The sequence below is a fragment of the Sphingomonas glaciei genome (genome assembly GCF_023380025.1).
Classification (GTDB): Bacteria; Pseudomonadota; Alphaproteobacteria; order Sphingomonadales; family Sphingomonadaceae; genus Sphingomicrobium; species Sphingomicrobium glaciei.
The window spans coordinates 542,590-564,511 of the sequence record NZ_CP097253.1 but is presented as its reverse complement, the minus strand read 5'-3'; the positions used below and the strand labels follow the sequence as shown (position 1 = coordinate 564,511).

19 protein-coding genes and 3 tRNA genes are annotated in these 21,922 nt (G+C 68.0%); 13 read left to right on the top strand and 9 right to left on the bottom strand.

The genetic code is table 11. The features are described from left to right. Nucleotides 1-15 precede the first annotated feature (15 nt). Both M1K48_RS02530 and M1K48_RS02525 read left to right on the top strand, forming a co-directional pair. Nucleotides 16-768 (top strand): uracil-DNA glycosylase family protein, encoded by a 753-nt coding sequence (locus M1K48_RS02530; RefSeq protein ID WP_249504313.1) that lies wholly within the window; start codon nucleotides 16-18, stop codon nucleotides 766-768. Further along, nucleotides 761-2,605 (top strand): lytic transglycosylase domain-containing protein, encoded by a 1,845-nt coding sequence (locus M1K48_RS02525; RefSeq protein ID WP_249504312.1) that lies wholly within the window; start codon nucleotides 761-763, stop codon nucleotides 2,603-2,605. Before M1K48_RS02530 ends, M1K48_RS02525 begins: the two co-directional genes overlap by 8 nt. Here M1K48_RS02525 and M1K48_RS02520 read toward each other — a convergent pair whose 3' ends face one another. Continuing rightward, a complete protein-coding gene (locus M1K48_RS02520) occupies nucleotides 2,606-2,755 on the bottom strand; it encodes a hypothetical protein (protein ID WP_249504311.1) in 150 nt (49 codons plus the stop codon). Nucleotides 2,756-2,880: 125 nt separating this feature from the next. On the opposite strand from M1K48_RS02520, the gene M1K48_RS02515 reads away from it, so the two are divergent. Genes M1K48_RS02515 through M1K48_RS02500 form a run of 4 tightly spaced genes read left to right on the top strand, consistent with a single transcriptional unit; the run spans nucleotide 2,881 to nucleotide 5,928 of the window. Then, the gene (locus tag M1K48_RS02515; RefSeq protein ID WP_249504310.1) at nucleotides 2,881-3,951 is read left to right on the top strand and encodes a PA0069 family radical SAM protein; all 1,071 of its coding nucleotides are present in this window, start codon (nucleotides 2,881-2,883) and stop codon (nucleotides 3,949-3,951) included. A gap of 38 nt (nucleotides 3,952-3,989) precedes the next feature. Next, nucleotides 3,990-5,378, top strand: a complete 1,389-nt coding sequence (locus M1K48_RS02510; protein ID WP_249504309.1) for a M28 family peptidase — start codon at nucleotides 3,990-3,992, stop codon at nucleotides 5,376-5,378. Next, nucleotides 5,375-5,602, top strand: coding sequence for a hypothetical protein (locus tag M1K48_RS02505; protein ID WP_249504308.1), 228 nt, complete (start codon nucleotides 5,375-5,377; stop codon nucleotides 5,600-5,602). Before M1K48_RS02510 ends, M1K48_RS02505 begins: the two co-directional genes overlap by 4 nt. Beyond that, nucleotides 5,599-5,928: a hypothetical protein gene (locus M1K48_RS02500; protein ID WP_249504307.1), complete on the top strand. Its 330-nt coding sequence runs from the start codon at nucleotides 5,599-5,601 to the stop codon at nucleotides 5,926-5,928. Before M1K48_RS02505 ends, M1K48_RS02500 begins: the two co-directional genes overlap by 4 nt. A gap of 1 nt (nucleotide 5,929) precedes the next feature. Here M1K48_RS02500 and M1K48_RS02495 read toward each other — a convergent pair. Beyond that, a tRNA-Ile gene (locus M1K48_RS02495) sits at nucleotides 5,930-6,004 on the bottom strand. A 93-nt stretch (nucleotides 6,005-6,097) separates the two neighbouring features. On the opposite strand from M1K48_RS02495, the gene M1K48_RS02490 reads away from it, so the two are divergent. Further along, nucleotides 6,098-6,174 (top strand) — tRNA-Pro (locus tag M1K48_RS02490). A gap of 6 nt (nucleotides 6,175-6,180) precedes the next feature. Here the strand turns inward: M1K48_RS02490 and M1K48_RS02485 are convergent. Further along, nucleotides 6,181-7,596: a histidine kinase dimerization/phospho-acceptor domain-containing protein gene (locus tag M1K48_RS02485; protein ID WP_249504306.1), complete on the bottom strand. Its 1,416-nt coding sequence runs from the start codon at nucleotides 7,594-7,596 to the stop codon at nucleotides 6,181-6,183. 179 nt (nucleotides 7,597-7,775) lie between these two features. Between M1K48_RS02485 and M1K48_RS02480 the strand changes: the two genes are divergently transcribed. Further along, entirely contained in the window at nucleotides 7,776-8,951 is a 1,176-nt protein-coding gene (locus M1K48_RS02480) for a vWA domain-containing protein (RefSeq protein WP_249504305.1), read from the top strand. A 3-nt stretch (nucleotides 8,952-8,954) separates the two neighbouring features. On the opposite strand, the gene M1K48_RS02475 is transcribed toward M1K48_RS02480, so the two are convergent. Both M1K48_RS02475 and M1K48_RS02470 read right to left on the bottom strand, forming a co-directional pair. Beyond that, nucleotides 8,955-10,154 (bottom strand): exo-beta-N-acetylmuramidase NamZ family protein, encoded by a 1,200-nt coding sequence (locus M1K48_RS02475; RefSeq protein ID WP_249504304.1) that lies wholly within the window; start codon nucleotides 10,152-10,154, stop codon nucleotides 8,955-8,957. 10 nt (nucleotides 10,155-10,164) lie between these two features. Further along, nucleotides 10,165-10,701 (bottom strand): DOMON-like domain-containing protein, encoded by a 537-nt coding sequence (locus M1K48_RS02470; RefSeq protein ID WP_249504303.1) that lies wholly within the window; start codon nucleotides 10,699-10,701, stop codon nucleotides 10,165-10,167. A gap of 46 nt (nucleotides 10,702-10,747) precedes the next feature. Between M1K48_RS02470 and tyrS the strand changes: the two genes are divergently transcribed. Then, a complete protein-coding gene (tyrS, locus tag M1K48_RS02465; protein ID WP_249504302.1) occupies nucleotides 10,748-11,983 on the top strand; it encodes a tyrosine--tRNA ligase in 1,236 nt (411 codons plus the stop codon). On the opposite strand, the gene recG is transcribed toward tyrS, so the two are convergent. After that, on the bottom strand, nucleotides 11,980-14,031 hold the full coding sequence (gene recG, locus M1K48_RS02460) for an ATP-dependent DNA helicase RecG (RefSeq protein ID WP_249504301.1): 2,052 nt from the start codon (nucleotides 14,029-14,031) through the stop codon (nucleotides 11,980-11,982). The two genes, tyrS and recG, sit on opposite strands and share 4 nt — an antisense overlap. Nucleotides 14,032-14,064: 33 nt before the next feature. Between recG and M1K48_RS02455 the strand changes: the two genes are divergently transcribed. After that, nucleotides 14,065-14,361 (top strand): succinate dehydrogenase assembly factor 2, encoded by a 297-nt coding sequence (locus tag M1K48_RS02455; RefSeq protein ID WP_249504300.1) that lies wholly within the window; start codon nucleotides 14,065-14,067, stop codon nucleotides 14,359-14,361. Beyond that, nucleotides 14,358-17,837, top strand: a complete 3,480-nt coding sequence (gene mfd, locus M1K48_RS02450) for a transcription-repair coupling factor (RefSeq protein WP_249504299.1) — start codon at nucleotides 14,358-14,360, stop codon at nucleotides 17,835-17,837. The genes M1K48_RS02455 and mfd overlap by 4 nt, the downstream gene beginning before the upstream one ends. A 1-nt stretch (nucleotide 17,838) precedes the next feature. On the opposite strand, the gene M1K48_RS02445 is transcribed toward mfd, so the two are convergent. Both M1K48_RS02445 and M1K48_RS02440 read right to left on the bottom strand, forming a co-directional pair. Beyond that, nucleotides 17,839-18,567: a class I SAM-dependent methyltransferase gene (locus M1K48_RS02445; protein WP_249504298.1), complete on the bottom strand. Its 729-nt coding sequence runs from the start codon at nucleotides 18,565-18,567 to the stop codon at nucleotides 17,839-17,841. Continuing rightward, the gene (locus tag M1K48_RS02440) at nucleotides 18,564-19,385 is read right to left on the bottom strand and encodes an EAL domain-containing protein (protein WP_249504297.1); all 822 of its coding nucleotides are present in this window, start codon (nucleotides 19,383-19,385) and stop codon (nucleotides 18,564-18,566) included. Before M1K48_RS02440 ends, M1K48_RS02445 begins: the two co-directional genes overlap by 4 nt. 17 nt (nucleotides 19,386-19,402) lie before the next feature. Here M1K48_RS02440 and M1K48_RS02435 point away from each other — a divergent pair, with 17 nt between their 5' ends. Continuing rightward, nucleotides 19,403-20,338 (top strand): NAD kinase, encoded by a 936-nt coding sequence (locus M1K48_RS02435; RefSeq protein WP_257794160.1) that lies wholly within the window; start codon nucleotides 19,403-19,405, stop codon nucleotides 20,336-20,338. 66 nt (nucleotides 20,339-20,404) lie between these two features. Beyond that, nucleotides 20,405-20,479, top strand: a tRNA-Asn gene (locus tag M1K48_RS02430). 49 nt (nucleotides 20,480-20,528) lie between these two features. Here M1K48_RS02430 and M1K48_RS02425 read toward each other — a convergent pair. Beyond that, on the bottom strand, nucleotides 20,529-21,920 hold the full coding sequence (locus tag M1K48_RS02425; RefSeq protein WP_249504296.1) for an efflux transporter outer membrane subunit: 1,392 nt from the start codon (nucleotides 21,918-21,920) through the stop codon (nucleotides 20,529-20,531). Nucleotides 21,921-21,922: the final 2 nt, after the last annotated feature.

The following is a 21,922-nucleotide window of genomic DNA, read 5'->3' as shown; positions in this document are numbered from 1 at the left end:
TCTATGCTGGATGCCATGAACGAGCGACTGCGGCCAAGTGATCTGACCCGGGCGGAGGCGATGAGCCTGCTTGCCTGGTGGATCGAGGCGGGCGTCGATGTCGCGATCCAGGACGAGCCGCGCGACTGGCGGGTGAGGGCGGAGCCGGTGGCAGCACCAGTTGCAGCCTCGGCCGAGGCGCCCGTTCCCCCCGCGCTTTCGCCCGAGCCGTCCCGGCCGAGCGGTAGCGGCGCCCTTCCCGCGACCCTCGAGGCCTTTCACGACTGGCTGGCCGAGAGCGCCGACCTGCCGCTGTTCAGGGCAGGTGCCGCGCGGGCGCTACCGCACGGACCGGCCGAAGCCGACCTCATGCTGCTAACCGGCATCCCCGCGCCCGAGGACACGGCCGAGGGCAAGCCGATCGGCGGCGCGGCCTGGACGCTGACCGAGCGCATGCTCCGCGCCGTCGGCTTGGTCCCGGAGCAGGCCTATGTCGCGGCGCTGACATGCTTCTCGGGCATGGGCACGCGTTTCTCGGCGGCCGAAAGCGAGGCCTGCCGCGATACGATCCTGGCGCAGATCGCGCTGGCCGCACCCAAGCGCTTGCTTCTGCTCGGTGACCAGCCCGCCAAGCTGCTGCTGGGCGAGCCGATGGCCAGCGCACGCGGCAAGCTGCATCGACTTGCCGGAATCCCCACCGCCGTTACTTTTCCACCTCGCCAATTGCTGGGAAAGAACGGGTACAAGCCCTTGGCCTGGGCCGACCTCTTGCTGATCACAGGTGCCTGATTTGTTAACTCCGTCTGCTTTCGCCGCCGCTCTCATCCTGTCCACCAATCAGCCGGTCACGCCGCCGGACGACCCCCTCGCCCCGATCGAAGAGCCGCATGACGCGCAGACGCCTCCGCCGCCCACCGCGCCGGCATCTCCCGTGGTGATGGTGCCGAAGGACTGGCCGGGCGTGTTCGCGGCCATTCGCGGGGGCCAATGGACCGCGGCCTCGGCGGGCATCGCCGCCCTACCCGCTTCGCCGCTGGCGCCGCTCGCCAAGGCCCAGCTTTATACGGCCAAGGGCTCACCGGCAGTCAGCGTGCAGCAACTGCTGACGTTGCTCGCCGAAGCGCCCGAGCTGCCCCAGGCCGACCAGTTGCAGCGCATGGCGCTGGCCCGCGGCGCTACTGCCACGCCCTCGCTTCCCCGCCGCGCAGCGTTGGTCCCGATCGGCAGTGCCCCGCGCCGTGGCCGCGCCAGCCCGGTGACCGGCGAGCCCGAGGTCGATCGCCTTCGCAAGGCGATGGAGCCGCTGGTCAAGGTCGACGATGCCGCGGGCGCCGAAGCGCTGCTGCGGGCGTCGCTCCCCCTGATCAGTGCCGAGGCGCGGGCGGAGCTCGGCCAGCGCGTGGCGTGGATCTATTACGTTCGTGGTCAGGACGCCGATGCCCGGCGCGTCGCCGAAATGGCGCGAGCGGCTTACACGCCGCCGCCACCGCCGCCCGTGATCATCCTGCCGCCCGTCATGGACCCGCTCGCGATCGGTCCGGTGACGTCACCCGCCGCTCCGCCGCCTCCCCCGCCGTCGCTGTCGGTCACCCGCGCTCCGACCGGGCCGTGGGCGCAGCAGGCGGAATGGGTCAGCGGGCTGGCCAGCTGGCGCCTCAACGATTGCAACACCGCCTCCCGCGCTTTCCGCGAGGTGGGAGAGCGCTCGGCCGAACCGAGCCTGGCCGCCGCCGGGCATTATTGGGCAGCGCGGGCGGAGATGGCCTGCCGCCGCCCGGCCGCCGTCCAGCCGCTGCTGCGCGCCGCCGCCCGCAACACCGAGACCTTCTATGGCCTGCTTGCCCGCCGTACGCTTGGGCAGGAGACACGGGTCATGCCGCTCAACACGGCTGCCGCCACGTCCATCGCTCGGTTGCCGAACATCGCCCGCGCGGAAGAATTGGTCCGGATCGGCGAACGCGACCTCGCCGGGGAACTGCTGCGCCATCAGGCGCGGATCGGTACTCCGGCCGAGCAGACCGCGCTGGTCGCCGTCGCCGCCAAGCTCGAGCTGGCCGCCACCCAGCATTTCCTCGGCCACTTCGGTCAACCCGGTGCCCGGGTCCCTGCGGCTGCCCGCTATCCAGCCCCGCGCTGGGTGCCGCGCGAAGGCTGGCGGATCGATCCTGCGCTGGCGCTCGCTCACACGCTGCAGGAATCGTCCTTCCGTGCCGAGGCGGTGAGTCAGGCGGGGGCGGTCGGCCTGATGCAAGTGCTGCCGTCGACCCGCGACCTGATCGTCCGCGCCCGCGGCCTCGCGCCCGGAGACCTCAAGAACCCGGGCGTGAACATGGGCTTCGGCCAGGCCTGGATCGAATGGATGCGCACGCACCAGGCGACCGGCGGTCAGCTTCCTAAGATCATCGCGAGCTATAACGCGGGCCCGCTTCCGGTCGGCCGCTGGCAGGTCAACGATCGCGGCGATCCCCTGCTGTGGATCGAATCCATGCCCTACTGGGAGACCCGCTTCTACGTGCCCGCGGTGATGCGTAACCTGTGGGTCTATCAGGGGTTCGAAGGGCAGCCGACGCTCACCATGAGCGAACTTGCGCAGCACAGCTGGCCGAGCTTCCCGGCCATGCGCTGATCAGTTGCGGAACAGGAAGCCCGGCCAGCGCATCTGGGTGCCCTGCTTGATCCGGCGCTGATCGTCCTCGAACGCCAGCCTTTGCTCCTCCGCCATGCTGAGGCGGGGGGCGGGAACTGGTGGTTTCCGGACAAGGTCCTTCTTCTCCATGGCCTGGTCTTAGCGGCCGAGAATGACGACACGCCCGCACTTATGTTGCGGGATCATTTCGATAAAATGCTGCGGCCTCGCACCGGCGTTCTTGCTTCGTTCTCGACGAAGCGTAGACTGGCTCGATGCCGATCGAGTCGATCCAGGGGCGCGGGGCGACCCGCAATGCTGTGCCGACGCGCTTCAACTTGCCCGAGCGGTTGGCCGAAGGCGACTGGCTGGACGAGGTCGAGGCGCTCGATGGCGTCACCGCACGCCGGACCACGATCACGGTCGAACGGCCCAAGTCGATCCTCACCCGCAACAGCTCGCCCGACATTGGCTTCGATCGCTCGGTGAACCCTTATCGTGGGTGCGAACACGGCTGCATCTATTGCTTCGCCCGGCCGACACACGCCTATCACGACCTGTCGCCGGGCGTGGATTTCGAAAGCCGGCTGTTCATCAAGCCAGATGCCGCGAAGCTGCTTCACGCCGCGCTGTCACGGCCTGGCTATGACGTCGCGCCGATCGCGCTCGGCACCAACACCGATCCTTATCAGCCTATCGAGGGGAGGTTCCGAATCACCCGCTCGATCATCGAATTGCTGACGGAGACGGGCCACCCCTTCACCATCACGACCAAGTCGAATCGCGTTCTGCGCGATCTCGATCTCATCGCACAGGCCGCGCATCGCGGGCTAGCGGCGGTCGCAATGTCGGTGACCTCGCTCGACCCGTCGATCAGCCGCACGCTGGAACCCCGCGCACCCGCCGGCCTCAAGCGTATCGCAGCGATCCGGGAATTAAACGAGGCGGGAGTGCCGACCCTCCTCGCAGTCGCTCCGATCGTGCCGCAGATCACCGACCATGAGCTCGAACGCATTGTTGCCGCCGGAGCCGAAGCGGGTGCACGCGCAGCTTTCTACCTGCCGGTGCGATTGCCGCACGAGGTCGCGCCGCTGTTCCGGGCCTGGCTCGACGAACATTATCCCGACCGCGCGGCCAAGGTAATGGCCACCATCCAGTCGATGCGCGGCGGCAAGGACAATGATCCAAGCTTCTTCACCCGGATGCAGGGACAGGGCCCGTGGGCCGACCTCCTGCGCACCCGCTTCGCGGCCGCGACCCGCAAGGCCGGGCTCGGCACCGGTCGGCTGAAGCTGCGGCGCGACCTGTTTCGGGCGCCCGAGGGCAGGCAGATGCGCCTGCTTTAGGGCGTTGCGCTTGCCTCCGAGGGGTCTAAACCACCGCCATGCGTATCCTCCTCGCCGGCCTTCTCGCCACTGCCGCCCTTCCCGCCCTCGCCCAGCCCGCCGCGCGACCCGACCCGGACCAGATAATCGCCGCGCTCCGCACCGATGCGCTGAGCGACGAGCATGCCTGGCGCATCACCGAAGACCTTACGACCGAAGTCGGCCAGCGGCTCGCCGGGACCGAGGCCGAGGCCCGGGCGCGCGCCTGGGCCGTCCGCCGCCTGACCGCGCTCGGCTTTGCCAACGTCCGGATCGACGATTTCGCCATGCCCGTCTGGCAGCGTGGCCGCGAGGCTGCCGAGTTGCTCGGCCCCTATCCGCAGAAGCTTGTCGTGGCGGCACTCGGCAACAGCGCCTCGACCCCGGCGGGCGGCGTTACCGGCGAGATTGTCGCCTTCACCGATGTCGAAGCGCTACGCGCGGCGCCGGCCGAGAAGGTGCGCGGCAAGATCGTCTACATCGGCCACGACATGCCGCGGACCCAGGACGGCAGCGGCTATGGCATCTTCGGCGCGCCCCGGCGCCAGGGGCCAACGGTCGCCTCGCAGAAGGGAGCAGCGGCGATCGTCGTCCGCTCGATCGGCACCGACCGCGAGCATCGCAATCCACACACCGGCACCATGTCCTACGCCGATGGCGCCACGCCGATCCCCGCCGGCGCCCTGTCCAATCCCGACGCCGACCAGCTGGAGCGGATCCTCGCCCGCGGTCAGCGCCCGACGCTTCGCCTGACCCTCGAATCGCGGGTGGCGCAGGGCCGCTCGGGCAATGTCATCGCCGAAGTCCCCGGCCGCGATCAGAACGCTGCGCCCGTGCTCGTCTCCTGCCATCTCGATAGCTGGGACCTCGGGACCGGCGCGCTCGACGATGCGGCGGGCTGCGGCATCGTCACCGCGGCGGCCAAGCGGGTGATGGAGGCAGGCATGCCGGCCCGGCCGATCCGGATCGTCTGGTTCGGCGCGGAGGAAGTCGGCCTGTTCGGCGGGCTCGACTATCGCGCCAAATATGGCAAGCAGCCGCATCATGCGATCATGGAGAGCGACTTCGGCGCCGACCGGGTGTGGAAGGTTGACAGCCGCTTGGGCAAGGAGCGCGAGGCCGAAGCCAAGCGCCTGCAACTGATGCTTCAGCCGCTCGGCATCGTTCCCGGCAGCCTGACCGAGACCGAGGGGTCGGACATCGGGCCGATGGTCGCCGACGGTCTGCCCGGCGCGTCGCTGGCGCAGGACGGAACGCGCTATTTCGACATCCACCACACCCCCGACGACACGCTGGCGATGGTCGACAAGAAGCAGATGCAGCAGAATGTCGCGGCCTGGACCACCGCGGTGGCGGTGCTCGCCGGGACGGTCGAGGCGCGTCCCGCCGCCCGGCGTCGCGGCCGGTGAAGCGGGCTCGCTGCCTGCTGGTGCTGGCGGCGCTGCTGACCGGCGCCTGTTCCCGCAGCGACACCAGCGACGACGTCCCGCCGCTGCCCGACCAGACGGCCGAGACCGGCAATGCCCTGATGGCCGAAGCCGAGCGTGCGGCGGCAAGTGCGGCAACCCGGGCCGAAACCGAACCGGCTCCTGCCCGTTCTGCCACCGAAACCACGAACGAGGTAAGACCATGATCCGCCACGCCGCCCTCCTCGTCCTTCCGCTGTCGCTTGCCGCCTGCAATGTCGAGCGCGACGCCGGCAACGACACCACCGCGATCAGCATCAACGACCAGAAGGTCGAAGGAACGGTCGATCAGGCCGGCAATCTGCTGGAAAGCGCAGCGGGCGAAGTGAAGCAGGCGGCCGACGAGGCAGCGCCTGCGATCAAGGATGCGGCGAGCGACGTCGGCAATGCCGCCAATCGCGCCGGCGACAAGATCGAAGCCGGTGCCGAGGGCGCCGCCCGCGGCGTGCGTGAGGAATCGCGCGACAATCCCGCGCCCGCCAACAAGCAGTAGGTGGTGGGCCCGGAGGGATTCGAACCCCCAACCTGGCCGTTATGAGCGGCTGGCTCTACCATTGAGCTACAGGCCCCGGCCGGCGCCATAGAGGCTGCCGGCCGCGGCGCCAAGCGGCCGAGCTAGAGGTGGCGTTGCCGCATTCGCTCTGCTAGGCGCCGCTCCAAGTCGGGGAGTGGCGCAGCCTGGTAGCGCGTCTGCTTTGGGAGCAGAGGGTCGCAGGTTCGAATCCTGTCTCCCCGACCACCTTCATCATTCCGCCAATGGAAGCAGCAGGATCAGGCGGTCGGCCCCGATGTCGAGGCGGCCGCCGGTCATCGCGGCCAGTCCCTGTATCAGGCGAATCGCGAAACGCATGCCTGCGCGGCCCCGGTCGGCGAGGATCTGCTGCTCCGACAAGCCCCGGAGAGCGATCGCCCGATCGACGCCGATAGCGAGATTGCCATCGAGCCGGTCGACGATGATCCCCAGTTGCTCGCCGGTCGCCGCCGCTTCCGTCATCGCGCCGACGAACTGCGCCACGAGGCGCTCGGCGAGTTCCCGCGGCAGGGCGACGTTGGCGTGACCGGCCCGATCTTCGATGACGATACGCGAATCTTGCGTCGCGGCCTGCAGCCGGAGGTCGGCGATGACGCTGCGAATGGCGTCGGTGCCGGTCGTCGTCTCTCCCTGCAGCCGGCCAGAACGGAGCCGCGCGGCGAGATCGAGATTGTCGACCGCGTCGGACAGGCTGCGCGCCTGGTGCACGATCTCGGTCGCGCGCTCGCGGTAGCCGCGGTGCGCCGGGCCGAGATACTGGCCTTCGATGATCTCGCCAAAACCGATGATGGCGTTCAGCGGGGTGCGCAATTCGTGCATCAACTCACGCAGGCCGTCGTTCTCGGTGGGCGTTAAGGGTGGAACTGCTTCGGCCACCGGACCGGCGACGCCTTCGCGCCGGGCGACACCGCGATAGCCGGCAAAGCGGCCGGTGTCGGGGAAGAAGGCTGGGGCCCCGCTCCACCGCCACTCCCCTGCAAGCACGCCCTCATCAGCCAGCACCAGGGCTTCATCGGCAAACGGCAGCCGTGCGGCGAAATTGTCAGCAAAACTGTCAACAAGGCTGCGTCCGACCAGTGCGGCGCGCGGGGCGCCTTCGACCCAGTCGATCTCCCCCGTGGGTCCCGTCTCCCAGCGGAACAGGCCGGCGGGCAGAGCCGGTTCGGCGACTGGTTGTTCCGAATCGACCGCCTGCGCCGGTCGGTCGATCGGTCGGTCGACCGGTCGCGGCAGACCCGGAGCGACAGGGTCGGCAAACGGACCTAGCGCGGACAACAGGGGTTTGACGTCGTCGGCGGCGACGGTCTTCACCGCATTCCACCCGGCAGGACTGAGGTCCGCAGCGGCGAGCAGGGCGGCCGAGGCAGCGGCACCCCTCGCGGCAAACAGGGCCACCAGTTCGGCCGGCACGGCCTTGCCCGCGATGGCTCGCGCGGTGGCCGCGAGAAGGTCGTCGGGAAGGTCATGCATCAGCCGCGCAATGCGGCCCAGCGCCTTGTCGGCGAGGTCGGTACTGACTTCGCCGCCGCGAGCCAGCAGCTCGACCAGCTGACGCCATTGCACCGCCCGTCCCCGCGCATCCGCGGCGGGCTGGCCGAGCACGGTTGCCAGGCGGTCGTCATACCGCAAGGGGACAGATCTTTCGCGCGCGGATGGTCACGTGCTGGCAAATGGACGTCCGTTAACAGAGAGGGAAGGCCGAACGTGTTAAGCATCCCATAACGGGACTGTGACGTACAGCGGCGGCCGCAGCGGGAACTCCCGCGCCATCTTCGCCGACCGGCTGCGATCTGCTACCCGCCTCTTCCATGTTCATTTCGTTCGTCGAGGCGCTGCGCAGGGGCGGCATTCCCGCCAGTCTCAAGGAACATCTGCTGTTGCTCGAGGCGCTGGATGCAGGCGTGATCGAGCAGTCGCCCGAGGAATTCTATTATCTCGCCCGCTCGGTCTTCGTCCATGACGAGACCAAGCTCGACCGCTTCGACCGCGTGTTCGGCGAGGTGTTCAAGGGACTGGTGAGCCCCGGCGACGAGACGCCACCGATCCCCGAGGAATGGCTTCGCCTGGTCGCGGAGAAGTACCTCAGCCCGGAGGAAATGGAGAAGATCAAGGCGCTCGGCTCGTGGCACGAGATCATGGAGACGCTGAAGAAGCGCCTCCAAGAGCAGCAGGGGCGGCACGAGGGCGGCAGCAAGTGGATCGGCACGGGCGGAACCTCGCCGTTCGGGCACGGCGGCTACAATCCCGAGGGCGTGCGGATCGGCGGCCCCGGCAAGCACGGCCGCGCGATCAAGGTATGGGAAAAGCGCGAATTCCAGGATCTCGACGACCGGCGGGAGATCGGGACGCGCGCGATCAAGGTTGCGCTGCGCCGGCTACGCAGGTTCGCGCGGGAGGGGGCGGCCGACGAACTCGATCTCGACGGGACGATCGAAGGCACGGCTCGGCGCGGCTGGCTCGACATCCGGATGCGGCCGGAGCGGCACAATGCGGTCAAGCTGCTGCTGTTCCTCGACATCGGCGGGTCGATGGACGGGCATGTGCGGCTGGTCGAAGAATTGTTCAGCGCCTGCCGGAGCGAGTTCAAGCACCTCGAGCATTATTACTTTCACAACTGCATCTACGAGGGCGTGTGGAAGGAGAACCGGCGGCGGTGGACCGAGCGGATCAATACGTTCGACCTGATCCACAAGTTCGGGGCCGACCATAAGCTGGTGATCGTCGGCGACGCGGCGATGAGCCCGTACGAGATCACCCATCCGGGCGGGGGCATCGAGCATATGAACGAGGAAGCCGGGGCAGTGTGGATCAAGCGCCTGACCGACGCTTATGCCAGCGCGGCCTGGATCAACCCGACGCCCGAGGCCTATTGGGGCCATTCGGCGTCGACCGCGATCCTCCGCAAGCTGATGGACGACCGGATGTTCCCCCTCAGTCTTCAGGGACTCGAGGATGCAATGCGGACACTCAGCCGCAAGCGATAAGGGTCAGTAGAGCCTGACGCCCCGCGTCTGCTCTTCCCATGCCTGCTCGTCGGGACGCGTGCGAACATCGAGGTCGTCCGCGGTTGCGGCGGGATCGTCGACCCACGCCCGAAGCGCCGGCCCGCCGTTAATCACGTCGATCGCCAGCTTGTCGAATTCATATTCGTACGGGAAGTCCCGCCACAGTTCGTAGTCGGGCAGCAGGTTACGGATCGCCTTGAAGGCCAGCGCCTGGAGCCGCCACGGGCGGAAGGCGTGATGGTCGTAGCGCGGGCCCTCGGCATGGATGAAAAGGCCCGAACAGAGCTTGCCGGCATGCTTGTGGAAGGTCGGCTCGACGAAGATTTCGCGCAGCGCGCAGCCGGCGAGCCAGTGCGGGGCAATGCGCTCCATCCCGGCATGGAGGGCGCGCGCATCGAGGCCGGGTGCCGCGAACAGTTCCAGCGCCCGCGTGGTACCCCTGCCCTCGCTCAGCGTGGTCCCTTCGAGCATCACCGTCCCGGCATAGGCCCGCGCCATGTTGAGCGTGGCGGCGTTGGGGCTGGGATTGATCCAGATCCGGTCGCCCGGCCAGCCGAAGCCGGGGGCGGCGTCGGGCTGCCAGTCTTTCATGGCGATGACGCGGTAGGCCACGTCGAGCTTGAAATGGTCGATGAACCACTGCCCCATCTCGCCCATGGTCAGGCCGTGGCGCATCGGCATCGGGCCGGCGCCGACAAAGCTCTCCCAGCCGGGCTCGAGCAAGGTCCCTTCGACCGGACGTCCGGCGGGATTGGGGCGGTCGAGCACCCACACTTCCTTGCCCGCCTCGGCGGCGGCTTCGAGGACATAGAGCAAGGTGGTGACGAAGGTGTAGATTCGGCAGCCGAGGTCCTGCAGGTCGAACAGGAAGACGTCGGCGGCGCTCATCATCTGGCCGGAAGGACGCCGCACCTCGCCGTAGAGGCTGAACACCGGGATGCCGAGGCGGGCGTCGGTCTCGTCCGCCGTTTCGACCATATTGTCCTGCTTGTCGCCCTTGAGGCCGTGCTGCGGCCCGAATGCGGCGGTGACGTTGAAGCCCGAAGCGATCAGCGCATCGATGCTGTGGGTGAGGTCAGCGGTGACGGAGGCCGGGTGTCCGATCAGTGCCACGCGGCGGCCTTCGAGCGGACGGCGAAGTTGCGGGTCGGCGAGCAGCCGGTCGATGCCAAACAGGGTCATGGGAGCCGTCCTAAGCCAGTCGCGCGGTGAAGCAATCCGGATGGTGGAAGTCGGGCTGTTCGGACGGATGGTGAAGAGCGAAGAACAGACGTTCGCCGCTGGTTTCTTCGACAATGGCGCTAAGTGCGATGGTGAAGCGGATGTCGGCGGGGATGGAGAGCGTCGCGCCGAGCCCCCACCAAGTCAGATTGTCCTCGGTGCGGATATAAGGCGGACTGGCTACCTCGGCCGGAGCCATGCCCTCCCGCTCGGAAGTAAAATCATAAGCTGCCCAGTCGCCCGACGGCGCGAAATTCCATTCCTGATAGGCCTCTTCGCCCTCGCCCTTCAGAAAGCATTCGAAGCAGGTCGAGCGCCACAGATTGTCGCGCCGCGCCGGCTCGGGCGATACCGGGGGAATGAGAAAGCGGCCGATCGGAGCGCTAACCCCGAACCACAGATTGAGGGTAGCGGTTTCGCCAAAGGCGGCCGAGCGTTCGGCCGAGGCCCAAAGGGTGTAGGGCGGCGGCGGCCGGTGGGTTGGGTGCGGTGCGAGTTCGAAGCGCATGACCGGGACCTTACGTCATCGCGGCGCGTAAGCTAAGCGCCAAGGCATGACGACCTACTCTTCCGATCTTCTGCGGTTCCTCTCTGAGCGGGGCTACATTCACCAGACGACCGACGCGGCCGGCCTCGATGCGCTAGCGGCGAAGGAGATCGTCACCGGCTACATCGGCTTCGACGCGACCGCGCCGAGCCTTCACGTCGGCAGCCTGGTGCAGATCATGATGCTGCGGCGGATGCAGCAGGCGGGGCACAAGCCGATCGTGCTGATGGGCGGCGGCACCACCAAGGTCGGTGATCCGAGCTTCAAAGCGGAAGAACGCAAGCTGCTGGACGAAGAGGCGATCGCGGCCAACATCGCTGGCATTCGCAAGGCGTTCGAAAGCTTCCTGAACTTCGGCGATGGGCCGACCGATGCGGTGCTGGTCGACAATGCCGCCTGGCTCGACAAGCTCGAATACCTTCCGTTCCTGCGCGAAGTGGGGCGGCATTTCTCGGTCAACCGGATGCTGACCTTCGACAGCGTGCAGTTGCGGCTGGAGCGCGAGCAGTCGCTGTCGTTCCTCGAATTCAACTACATGATCATGCAGGCCTACGACTTCCTTGAACTGTCGCGGCGGCAGGGCTGCCGGCTGCAGATGGGCGGGTCGGATCAGTGGGGCAACATCATCAACGGGGTCGAATTGTGCCGCCGCGCCGACGGGACCGAGGTGTTCGCGGTAACCACCCCGCTGATCACCACCGCCGACGGGGCCAAGATGGGCAAGACGGCGCAGGGCGCGGTGTGGCTAAACGCCGATGGCCCGGACAGCTATCGCCTCAGCGCCTACGATTATTGGCAATTCTGGCGGAACACCGCCGATGCCGACGTCGCAAAGTTCTGCAAGCTGTTTACCGACCTGCCGCTCGACGAGATCGCCCGTCTCGAAGCGTTGCAGGGGGCCGAGATCAATCAGGCCAAGATCGTGCTGGCGACAGAGGCCACTGCCTTGCTGCATGGTCGCGCGGCGGCCGAAGCGGCGGGGGCGACCGCTGCGGCGACCTTTGCCGGCGGCGGATCGGGCGAGGCACTGCCGAGTGTCGCGACCGGCGGCGAGATCGGGCTGCTGGCGGCGCTGGTGAGACTTGGTTTCTGTGCCTCGAACGGGGAAGCCAAACGCAAGGTGGCTGAGGGCGCGGTGAAGCTCGACGGCGAGACGATGAGCGATATTTCAGCCGTTCTTTCAGTGCTTTCCGAGCGTAAGCTCAGCCTCGGCAAGAAGAAGCACGGGCTGCTGCTGCCCTAGCCCGAGCGGAGCAGGTCGACCGCCTGGTCGCGTTCGAACAGGTACAAGCAGAGCCGCGCCGCTTCTCCGCGCTCGCCCTGCAGACCGCCGTCACGGTCGAGAAGCAGGCGCGCGTCCTGGGTCGCCATCGGGGCGAGTTGCTGGACCTGCTCGGGCGCGGCGATACGGAACTGGGCTTCGCCGCTCTGGCGGACGCCGAGGATTTCGCCCGGCCCGCGCAGGCGGAGGTCTTCCTCGGCGATCAGGAAACCGTCGTTGGTTTCGCGCATCAGGGCGAGACGCGCTCGGCCGGTTTCGCTGAGCGTCGCACCGCGCAGCAACAGGCAAGTCGACTTGGCGGCACCGCGTCCGACCCGGCCGCGCAATTGGTGAAGTTGCGCAAGGCCGAAGCGCTCGGCCCCTTCGATGATCATCAGCGCGGCATTGGGAACGTCGACCCCGACCTCGATCACGGTAGTGGCGACCAGCACCGCCAGCCGACCGGCGGAGAATTCGGCCATCACCGCGTCCTTCTCCGGGCCTTTCATCCGGCCATGGACGAGCCCGACCTGCCCTGGAAAGCGCAGCGCGAGCGTAGCGGCTCTTTCCTCGGCGGCCGCGGCGTCGCTGGTTTCGCTCTCGGCCACCAACGGACACACCCAATAGGCCTGGCCGCCGGCGGCGATGTGGCGGCCGAGCCCCTCGACCACGTCGACCATCTTCTCCTCGGCGATGACCCGGGTCTCGACGGGGGTGCGGCCGGGGGGCATTTCGTCGAGGCGGCTGACGTCCATCTCGCCATATTGGGTGAGGGTTAGCGTGCGCGGGATCGGGGTCGCGGTCATCGCCAAGAGGTGCGGCGTACTCGCCCCCTTGGCGGTCAGCAGCAGGCGTTCGGACACTCCGAAGCGATGCTGCTCGTCGATCACCACCAGCCCAAGGCGGCGATAGGCGACCTTGTCCTGGAAGATGGCGTGGGTGCCGACCAGGATGTCGATCGAGCCGTCGGCCAGCCCCATCAGCGTACTGTCGCGCGCCTTGCCCTTTTCCCGCCCGGTCAGGATGGCCACACGAACGCCAAGCGAATCCAATTGCTTGAGAAGGGTTGCATGATGTTGCCTGGCAAGGATCTCGGTCGGGGCCAGCATCGCCGCCTGGGCGCCCGCCTCGACCGCCTCCAGCATGGCGAGCAGCGCGACCAGCGTCTTGCCCGATCCGACGTCGCCTTGCAGCAGGCGCAGCATCGGCGCTTCCTGGCCCATGTCGTCGCGGATCTCTTGTGCGACGCGGCGCTGGGCACCGGTCAGAGCGTAGGGAAGGTCAAGGGCGTCGGTGAGCCGCCCATCGCCGCGCAGGGGCACGCCGCGGCGCCGGCGGCTGACTTGCCGCAGCAGCGCAAGCGCAAGCTGATTGGCGAAGATCTCGTCGTAAGCAAGCCGCTTGCGCGCGGCACTGTCGGCGGGCTCGGCATGGATGGTGGCCAGGCTGGTGCGCCAGTCGCGCCATCCGTTGTGCCCCAGCACCGATGGCTCGATCCATTCGGGCAAGACCGGCGCGCGTTCCAAAGCAGCGGTGACCAGTTCGCGCAGGCGGCGCGAGGTCAGCCCTTCGGTAAGGGGGTAGACGGTTTCGCGCAGCGAGGGACCGGTCTTGCCGGGCTCGGTCACCTCCGGGTGGATCATCTGCCACTCGTCGCCATAGGCCTCGAGCTTGCCCGTGACGGTGCGGGTCTGCCCGACCGGAAGCTGCTTGGCCGCCCATCCGCCGTTGTTGAAGAAGGCCAGGGTCAAGGTATTGCCCTCCCCATCCACCGCGTGGACCCGGGTCGGGCCGCGCCCGCGGCTGAGGCGGACTTCACTAACGGTGACGTCGAGGATGACCTGGCGGCCGAGCAACGCAGGCGAGGCGCCAGGCGCCTGGATGCGCTCGATCGCCCCGGTGGGCAGGTGGAAGAGCAGGTCGACCGCACGGTTAAGCCCGAGCTTGGCGAGCTGCTTGGCGACCTGCGGACCAACGCCCTTCAGCGTCTCCACTTCGGCGAACAGGGGATTGAGGAGCTCGGGCCGCATACCGTCCTTCTACTTGGGTGACCGCCGCTCGCAATGCGTGGCGTCATTGGCTACATGGCGGCGATGCTCGACGACCTGATCACCAAGCGCCTGCGCTGGCGCGCGCATCACCGTGGAACCAAGGAAGCGGACCGAATGATCGGTGGCTTCTTCGAATGCCATCACGAAGGCTGGAATGAGCAGGAAAAAGCCCTGTTCGAGGCGCTGCTCGAAGAGCAGGACGTCGACATCATGGCGTGGGCGATCGGAACCCAGAAGGTGCCGGAGCGCTTCGAGGGCGAGATGATGACCGCCATGCAGCGCCTCGATTACCTGCCGATCGACCGGTGAGCGAACTTCAGCGAATCCTGAAGGCGGATAAGCCGCTGACGCTGGCCAGCGTGCCGGCGGGCTTCCTGCCGTGGCTGACGGCCGATCTCGCGCGCGCCGCGAGGGGCCGGGCGGTAGTGGTCACGTCGGACGAGGCAGCGATGCGCGCGCTGGCCGACAATGCCCCGGCCTTCGCGCCCGAGCTGGAAGTGCTGACCTATCCGGCGTGGGACTGCCTGCCCTACGACCGCGCCTCCCCTGCCCTGCGGGTCATGGCCGAGCGGCTGGCGACGCTCAACCGCCTGCAGGAACAGGCCGACAAGCCCCAGTTGCTGGTGACCACGGCCAATGCAGCGACCCAGCGCACCCTGACGCCATTCCGAATCCGCCAGCTGACCCGACGGCTTGCGCAGGGCGAGCGGATCGAGCGCGACAAGCTGATCACCCTGCTGACCGCCAATGGCTATCACCGCACCGACAGCGTGTCGGACGCGGGCGAGTTCGCGGTGCGCGGTGGTCTCCTCGACCTGTATCCCTCGGGGCTGCCGCACGCGATCCGGCTCGACTTCTTCGGCGACGAGATCGAGACCATACGGGCGTTCGATCCTGCCGACCAGCGCACCATCGGCGCGGCCGAGCCGTTCACGCTGATGCCGGCCAGCGAGGCGCTGCTCGACGAGGAGAGCATCAAGCGCTTCCGCACCCGCTACCGCGAACAGTTCGGTGCCAATGCCACCGGCGACCCGCTGTACCAGGCGGTCAGCGAAGGACGGCGGCTGGGGGGAATGGAGCATTGGCTCCCGTTGTTCGAGGAGCGGCTCGAAACCTTCTTCGACCATCTGTCGGCCGACGATCTGATCCTGCGCGACGGCGGGGTCGATGGCGCGGTGACTTCGCGGCGCGAGGCGATCCAGGACTATTTCTCCAACCGCGAGCGGGCGATGGTCGCCGAGCCCGGCAGCTACCGGCCGCTTGCCCCGTCCGAACTCTACCTGTCGGTTAAGGAGTGGGAGGGATTGCTGGCCGACAAGCCGGTGCACCTCGCCTCGGCCTTCCCCGAGCCCGCCTCGGACCGGGTGATCGACTTCGGTGTGACCGGCGCGCGCGACTTCGCGCCGGAGCGGGCGCAGAACGACAATATCTACGAAGCCGTGGTCAAGCACGTCGCCAAGCTACGGAAAGCCAAGCAGAAGGTGGTTCTGGCGAGCTATACCACCGGGGCTCGCGAGCGGCTTGCCGGTCTGCTCAAGGACCATGGCCTGACCGGCCAGAAGATGGTCGGCGACTGGCAAGAAGCGCTCGGCGCGCAGGACGTTACCGCGTTGCTGGTGCTGCCGCTCGACCACGGCTTCACCACGCCGGACGTTGCGGTACTGACCGAGCAGGACATGCTTGGCGACCGGCTGGTGCGGCGGCGCAAGCGCAAGAAGAGCGCCGACGCGTTCCTGTCGGAGCTTGCCACACTCACCCCCGGCGACCTCGTCGTCCACGCCGAGCATGGGATCGCCCGCTACGAGGGGCTGACCCAGGTCAAGGTCGGCCGCGCGCCGCACGATTGCGTCGCGCTCGAATATGCCGGCGGCAACAAGCTCTACGTCCCAGTCGAGAATATCGACGTCTTGAGCCGCTACGGAAGCGGCGAGGATGGGGTGGCGCTCGACCGTCTCGGCGGCGAGGCGTGGCAGCGGCGCAAGGCGCGGATGAAGGAGCGGATCCGCGAGATTGCGGGCGAGCTCATCAAGACCGCCGCCTTGCGGGCGATGCGGCAAGGCGTCGTGGCCGAGCCCGACAGCGCTTATCCGGCGATGGTCGATCGCTTTCCCTACGAGGAAACCGACGACCAAAACCGCGCGATCGGCGACGTGCTCGACGACCTTGGCGCCGGGCGGCCGATGGACCGGCTGGTGTGTGGCGACGTCGGCTTCGGCAAGACCGAGGTGGCTCTGCGGGCCGCCTTCGTGGCGGCGATGGCCGGTTACCAGGTCGCGGTAGTGTGCCCCACTACCCTATTGGCCCGGCAGCATTATTCGAACTTCGTCGAGCGGATGAAGGGTTTTCCGATCGAGATCGGGCGCCTCAGCCGGCTGGTCGCGTCCAACGAGGCCAAGCGGACCAAGGAATTGCTCGAGGAAGGGCAGATCGACATCGTCGTCGGCACCCACGCGATCCTGGCGAAGGGTATCAAGTTCAAGAAGCTGGGCCTGGTCATCGTCGACGAGGAACAGCGCTTTGGCGTCACCCACAAGGAACGGCTGAAAAACCTCAAGGCCGACGTCCACGTGCTGACCCTGACCGCGACCCCGATCCCGCGCACGCTGCAGATGGCGATGAGCGGGCTGCGCGAGCTGTCGGTGATCCAGACCCCGCCGGTCGATCGCCTGGCGGTGCGGACTTATGTCACGCCATGGGACCCGGTCGTCATTCGCGAAGCGTTGCTGCGCGAACATTATCGCGGCGGGCAGAGCTATTTCGTGGTGCCGCGCATCTCCGACCTGCCCGACATCGAGGAATGGCTGCGCGAAGAAGTGCCGGAGGTGAAACCGATCGTCGCTCACGGCCAGCTCGCCCCGACCGAGGTCGAGGAAAGGATGAGCGCTTTCTACGACCGCAAGTATGACGTGCTGCTGTCGACCACTATCGTCGAGAGCGGGCTCGACATTCCCAGCGCCAACACGCTGATCGTGCACCGGGCCGAGCGGTTCGGTCTGGCGCAGCTGTACCAGCTGCGCGGCCGCGTCGGGAGGTCAAAGACGCGCGCTTATGCCTACATGACCACTCCGCCCGACCGGCAGATCACCGAAACCGCCGAGAAGCGGCTGACGGTGCTGAGCAATCTCGACAGTCTGGGTGCGGGCTTCCAGCTCGCCAGCCACGACCTCGACATCCGCGGCGCGGGCAATCTGCTCGGCGACGAGCAGTCGGGGCACATCAAGGAAGTCGGGTTCGAGCTTTACCAGTCGATGCTGGAGGACGCGATCCTCGACATGAAGGCGGGCGGGCAGCGCGAGGACAAGCCGGACGAATTTAGCCCGCAGATCAATGTCGAAGCCCCGATCATGATCTCGGACGACTATGTCCCCGACCTCGACCTCCGGATGGGGCTGTACCGTCGCTTGGGCGAACTGGAGAGCCCGCGCGAAGTGGAAGAGTTCGCGGCCGAGATGATCGACCGCTTCGGCAAGCTGCCGGAGGAGACAAGCAACCTGTTGCAGGTGGTGGAAACCAAGATTCACTGCCGCGCCGCCGGGATCGCCAAGCTCGACGCGGGCCTGCGCGGCGCGGTGGTGACCTTTGCGCCGTCGGGCTTCCCCGACGTGAAGGGTCTGTTCGACTATATCGCGCGGCTGAAGGGCTCGGCCAAGCTGCGGCCCGACCAGAAACTGGTGGTCAGCCGCGACTGGGCGAGCCCCGGGCAGCGCTTGAACGGTGCACTGCAGCTGAGCCGAGGGCTGGCGCGGGTCGCCGCAGCGGGCAAGCGGGAAAAGGTCGCGGCCTAGCTCAGACCCGGTGGACGCGGCTGACGATCGGCATGGTGACGTGCCGCTTCTCGCCATCCGGCCAGACTTTGCGCAATGCGGTGAAGGCGTCGACGGTGACGTCAGTCCCCAGTTTCTGCACCACCGACCAGCTCAGGACATAGGCCTCGACATCGTGCCGCTCCCAGGCGAGGTGGATGGCAGCCGGCGTCAGGCGGACTTCTTCTCCCGGTAGCCGCAGGTCGCGATAGGCATCGACCAACAGCCAGTTGCCCGGCAGCCAGTGCGGCTCGATCGGTTTCAGCAGACGCTCACCGATGATCGCGTCGACCTGCGGATCGACGTACCACCAGCCGTAGCCGATCGCGGCGACGATCCCGCCCGGCTTGAGTACGCGCCGGACCTCCGCGCCGAAGCGGTCCGGGTCGAACCAGTGCGCGGCCTGTGCGGCGAGGACAAGGTCGCAACTGGCAACGGGCAGGCTGCATTGCTCCGCCGGCTCCACCGCATAGTGAACGCGCTCGTGGGCAAAGGCTTCGGCGATCTGGGCTTCGCTGGCGTCGGTGGCGTGGACATGTTCGAAGCTGCGGGCGAGCAGCAGGGCAGACTGGCCATTGCCGGTGCCAGCGTCCCACGCCTGCGATCGCTCGGGAGCCAGTGACGCCAGCTCCGCGATCACCCGCTCCGGATAGCTTGGGCGGGCGGTGGCGTAGAGCGAGGCGTGGCCGGAGAAGAGGTCGGTGAACTTCATGCCAGGAACGCCGCCAACTCCTCCTCGCCCATCGCCTTAGCGCCGAGGAAGCCCTGGTAATAATCGCAGTTCCAGGACTTTAGCAGTGCCAGCTGGTCTGGGTCCTCGACGCCTTCGACCAACACTTGCAGCTCAAGCTCGCGGGCGAGTGCAATGAGCGCCTTGACCACGATCTGCGCGCGGCGGCCGCCGACCAGGTCGGTGATCAGGCCGCGGTCGATTTTGATCATATCCAGTGGCAGCGTGGTCAGCCAGGCGAGGCTTGCATAGCCGGTGCCGAAATCGTCCACTGCGATGCGGACCCCGGCTGAGCGCAGGCAGGCCAACCGGGCGGCGGCGGCGACCGGATCGGCGATCAGGCTGGATTCGGTGATCTCGGCCGTCACCCTTTCGGGCTTGAGGCCGACGGCGGCGATCTCGTCCAGCAGCCAGCGTTCGTAGCCGGGACGGGCAAGATCTTCGGGCAGGAGGTTGAGCGACAGGCGCAGGCGGGCGAGCGGCCCGGTCCAGCCCGCCATCTCGCGCAGGGCCTTGCGCTGGACGGCGCGCGACAGGCGTTCGCCAAGCGCCGCCGCGGCGGCCCGGGCGAACATCTTGTCTGGCGTCATGCCGCCAGGATCGCGGGCAAGCGCCTCCACCCCGATCACCTCGCCGGTCGCGACGCTGAGCTGGGGCTGGTAGGCGATGGTCACCGTATCCTCGGCCAGCAGCGCTTCGAGGGCAAGATCGGTGCGTATTTCGGACGGCTGGGTGCTGACGGGGTGATCGCTTCCCCGGCGGGCCGGGATCAGGGCGGCTGACGCTGTAGGTGGTACCATCGTCATGCTCCTAGGCCATGACCGCGACGAGCGCATGGCCCGGCCTGCCGCTGCTCCGTATCGGGACGGTGGCGGCGGGGCACGTCCCCCGCTATGACTTGGCGGCGCCCGGTCCGGGGCGACGGGAGTGCCAGGGGTTGAGCGCTGAAGTTCCACAAGGCCGCCCTGCCCGCCAGGACCTGACCGGGGCCGGGATCGCGCTGGTCGCCAGCCGCGGCGAAGCGGCGCAGGCGGCTGCGGCCATGCTGCGCCGCCGCTACCATTTCGCGGAGGAGCGCGAGGCAAAGGTGCTGGTGGCGCTCGGCGGTGATGGCTTCATGCTGCACACCTTACACCAAATGCTCGACGGTGGCGAAGCGCGGCCGGTGTTCGGGATGAACCGGGGCACCGTCGGCTTCCTGATGAATGAATGGCGGCTGGATTGCCTGGGCGAGCGGGTCGCCGAAGCCAAGGCGGTAACGGTCGCCCCGCTGACCATGCGCGCGCGCACCGTGCACGGCGACGAATGGACCCATGCGGCCATCAATGAAGTGTCGCTGCTCCGCGAAACGCGGCAGGCGGCTAAGATCGAGGTCAGCCTGAACGGCCGCGTAGTGCTGCCCGAGCTGGTTGCGGACGGTGTGCTGGTGGCGACCCCGGCAGGCTCCACCGCCTATAATTTCTCAGCGCGCGGACCGATCCTGCCGCTGTCCGCTCCCCTACTCGCCCTTACGCCCATCGCACCATTCCGCCCGCGGCGGTGGAGCGGGGCGATCCTGCCGGACGAGGCGCGGATCTCCTTTCGCGTGCTGGAGCCGACCGATCGGCTGGTTTCCGCGGTTGCCGACCAGTTCGAGGTGCGCGACGTCGAGGAAGTCGAAATCGCGCTCGACCGGAGCCGCTCGCTGACCTTGCTGTTCGATCCCGACCAGGCGCTCGACGAACGGATTGCCGCTGAGCAATTTGCAACCTGAATGAACGCGCTAGAGGCTTGCCAAGCCCGGCAGGCTGCGCCATAGGCCCGCTCGCCCAAGCATCGTTCCCCGATAGCTCAGCGGTAGAGTAGGTGACTGTTAATCACTTGGTCGTTGGTTCGAATCCAACTCGGGGAGCCATTTTACAGCCGCGGTCGCGCTCTCAGCGACCCTAAGGGGGCCCGGGCGTTCAGCCCCGCCAATTGCCTCCGAGTGCGCGAAACAGGTCGATCTGCGCGCTGACGATCCGCGCCTCGCCTTCCGCCAGCGTCGCTTCCGCGTCGGCGAAGGTGCGCTCGGCATCGAGCAGTTCGAGCGAGCTTATCTGCCCTTCACGCTGGAGGGCGCGGGTACGGCGGACGACCGCTTCGGCCTGAGTCCGGGCAGAGGCCAGCGCGGTTCGGCGCTGCTGGGCGCGCTGATAGGCGGACAGCGCGGTCTCGGTTTCCTGCAGAGCGGTGAGGATGCTGCCGTCGAACTGCGCCAGCGCGACCTGGCTGTCGGCCTCCGCCACGGCGATGCGAGCGCGGGTGGCCGAGCGATTGACCGTCCAGTTGAGCAACGGGCCGACCAGCCAGCTGACCGGGTTGAACAGGTTCGACACGCTCGTCCCGCTTCCACCGATCGAGCCACCGAGCGAGATGCTGGGGTAGAGGTCGGCGGTGGCGACCCCGATGCGAGCGGTGGCAGCAGCGAGGCGCCGCTCCGCCGCGCGCACGTCAGGGCGGCGGGCGAGCAAGCCGGCGCCGTCGCCGACGGGGATGGGACTGTCGAGTGCAAGCGTGTCGGTGCGCGCTGCAGCGATTGACGGCAGTTCGCGTGGTGCGCGCCCGGTGAGGGTCGCGAGGCGCAGCAAAGCGGCGGTGCGCTCGGCTTCCAGCAACGGCACTTCCGCCTGGCGCTGGTCACGCAGCCCGGCGATGCGGGCGGTGTCGAGACCGGTCGCCAGGCCGACCACGCGGCGGCGCTCGGTCAGGGCAAGCGAACGGTCAAGCAAGGTGACGATGCGCTGCGCGACGGCGATGCGCTCGGCAGCTGCGGCGGCGTCGGCGTAGGCGCGGGTGGTATCGGCCACGACCAAGACGCGGACTGCGTCGGCCTCGAACGCCGCGGCGGCGGCGTCGCCCCGCGCGGCCTCGATCGAGCGGCGCAGTCGTCCGGCAAGGTCGACCTCATAGGCCACGCTGAGGCCGGCATCGAGCTGGAGATCGGTGCCATCCTGACCGGCGGCGATCGCCTGGGGCGAGCGGCCGACCTGAGCACCGGCGCTTGCCCCGACCTGCGGCTCACGTGCGGCGCGAGACTGGCGCACCAAGGCCCGTGCGCGTTCGAGCCGGCCGACCGCGACGCGGACATCGGTGTTGGCGGCCAGGGCGTCGGTGACCAAGCCGTCGAGTACCGGGTCGCGGTACAGGCGCCACCAGTCGCCCGCCGGCTGGGCGGCAGTTACCAACGGGGTGGCCGAGCCAAGGAAGGGCGCGGCGGCGGTCGGAGAGACCGGACGGGCAGCATAGTCCGGGCCGCTCGCGCAGGCGGCGAGGGCAAGGGCCGAGGCGGCGATCAGCAGAAGTCGCGGGGTCATGG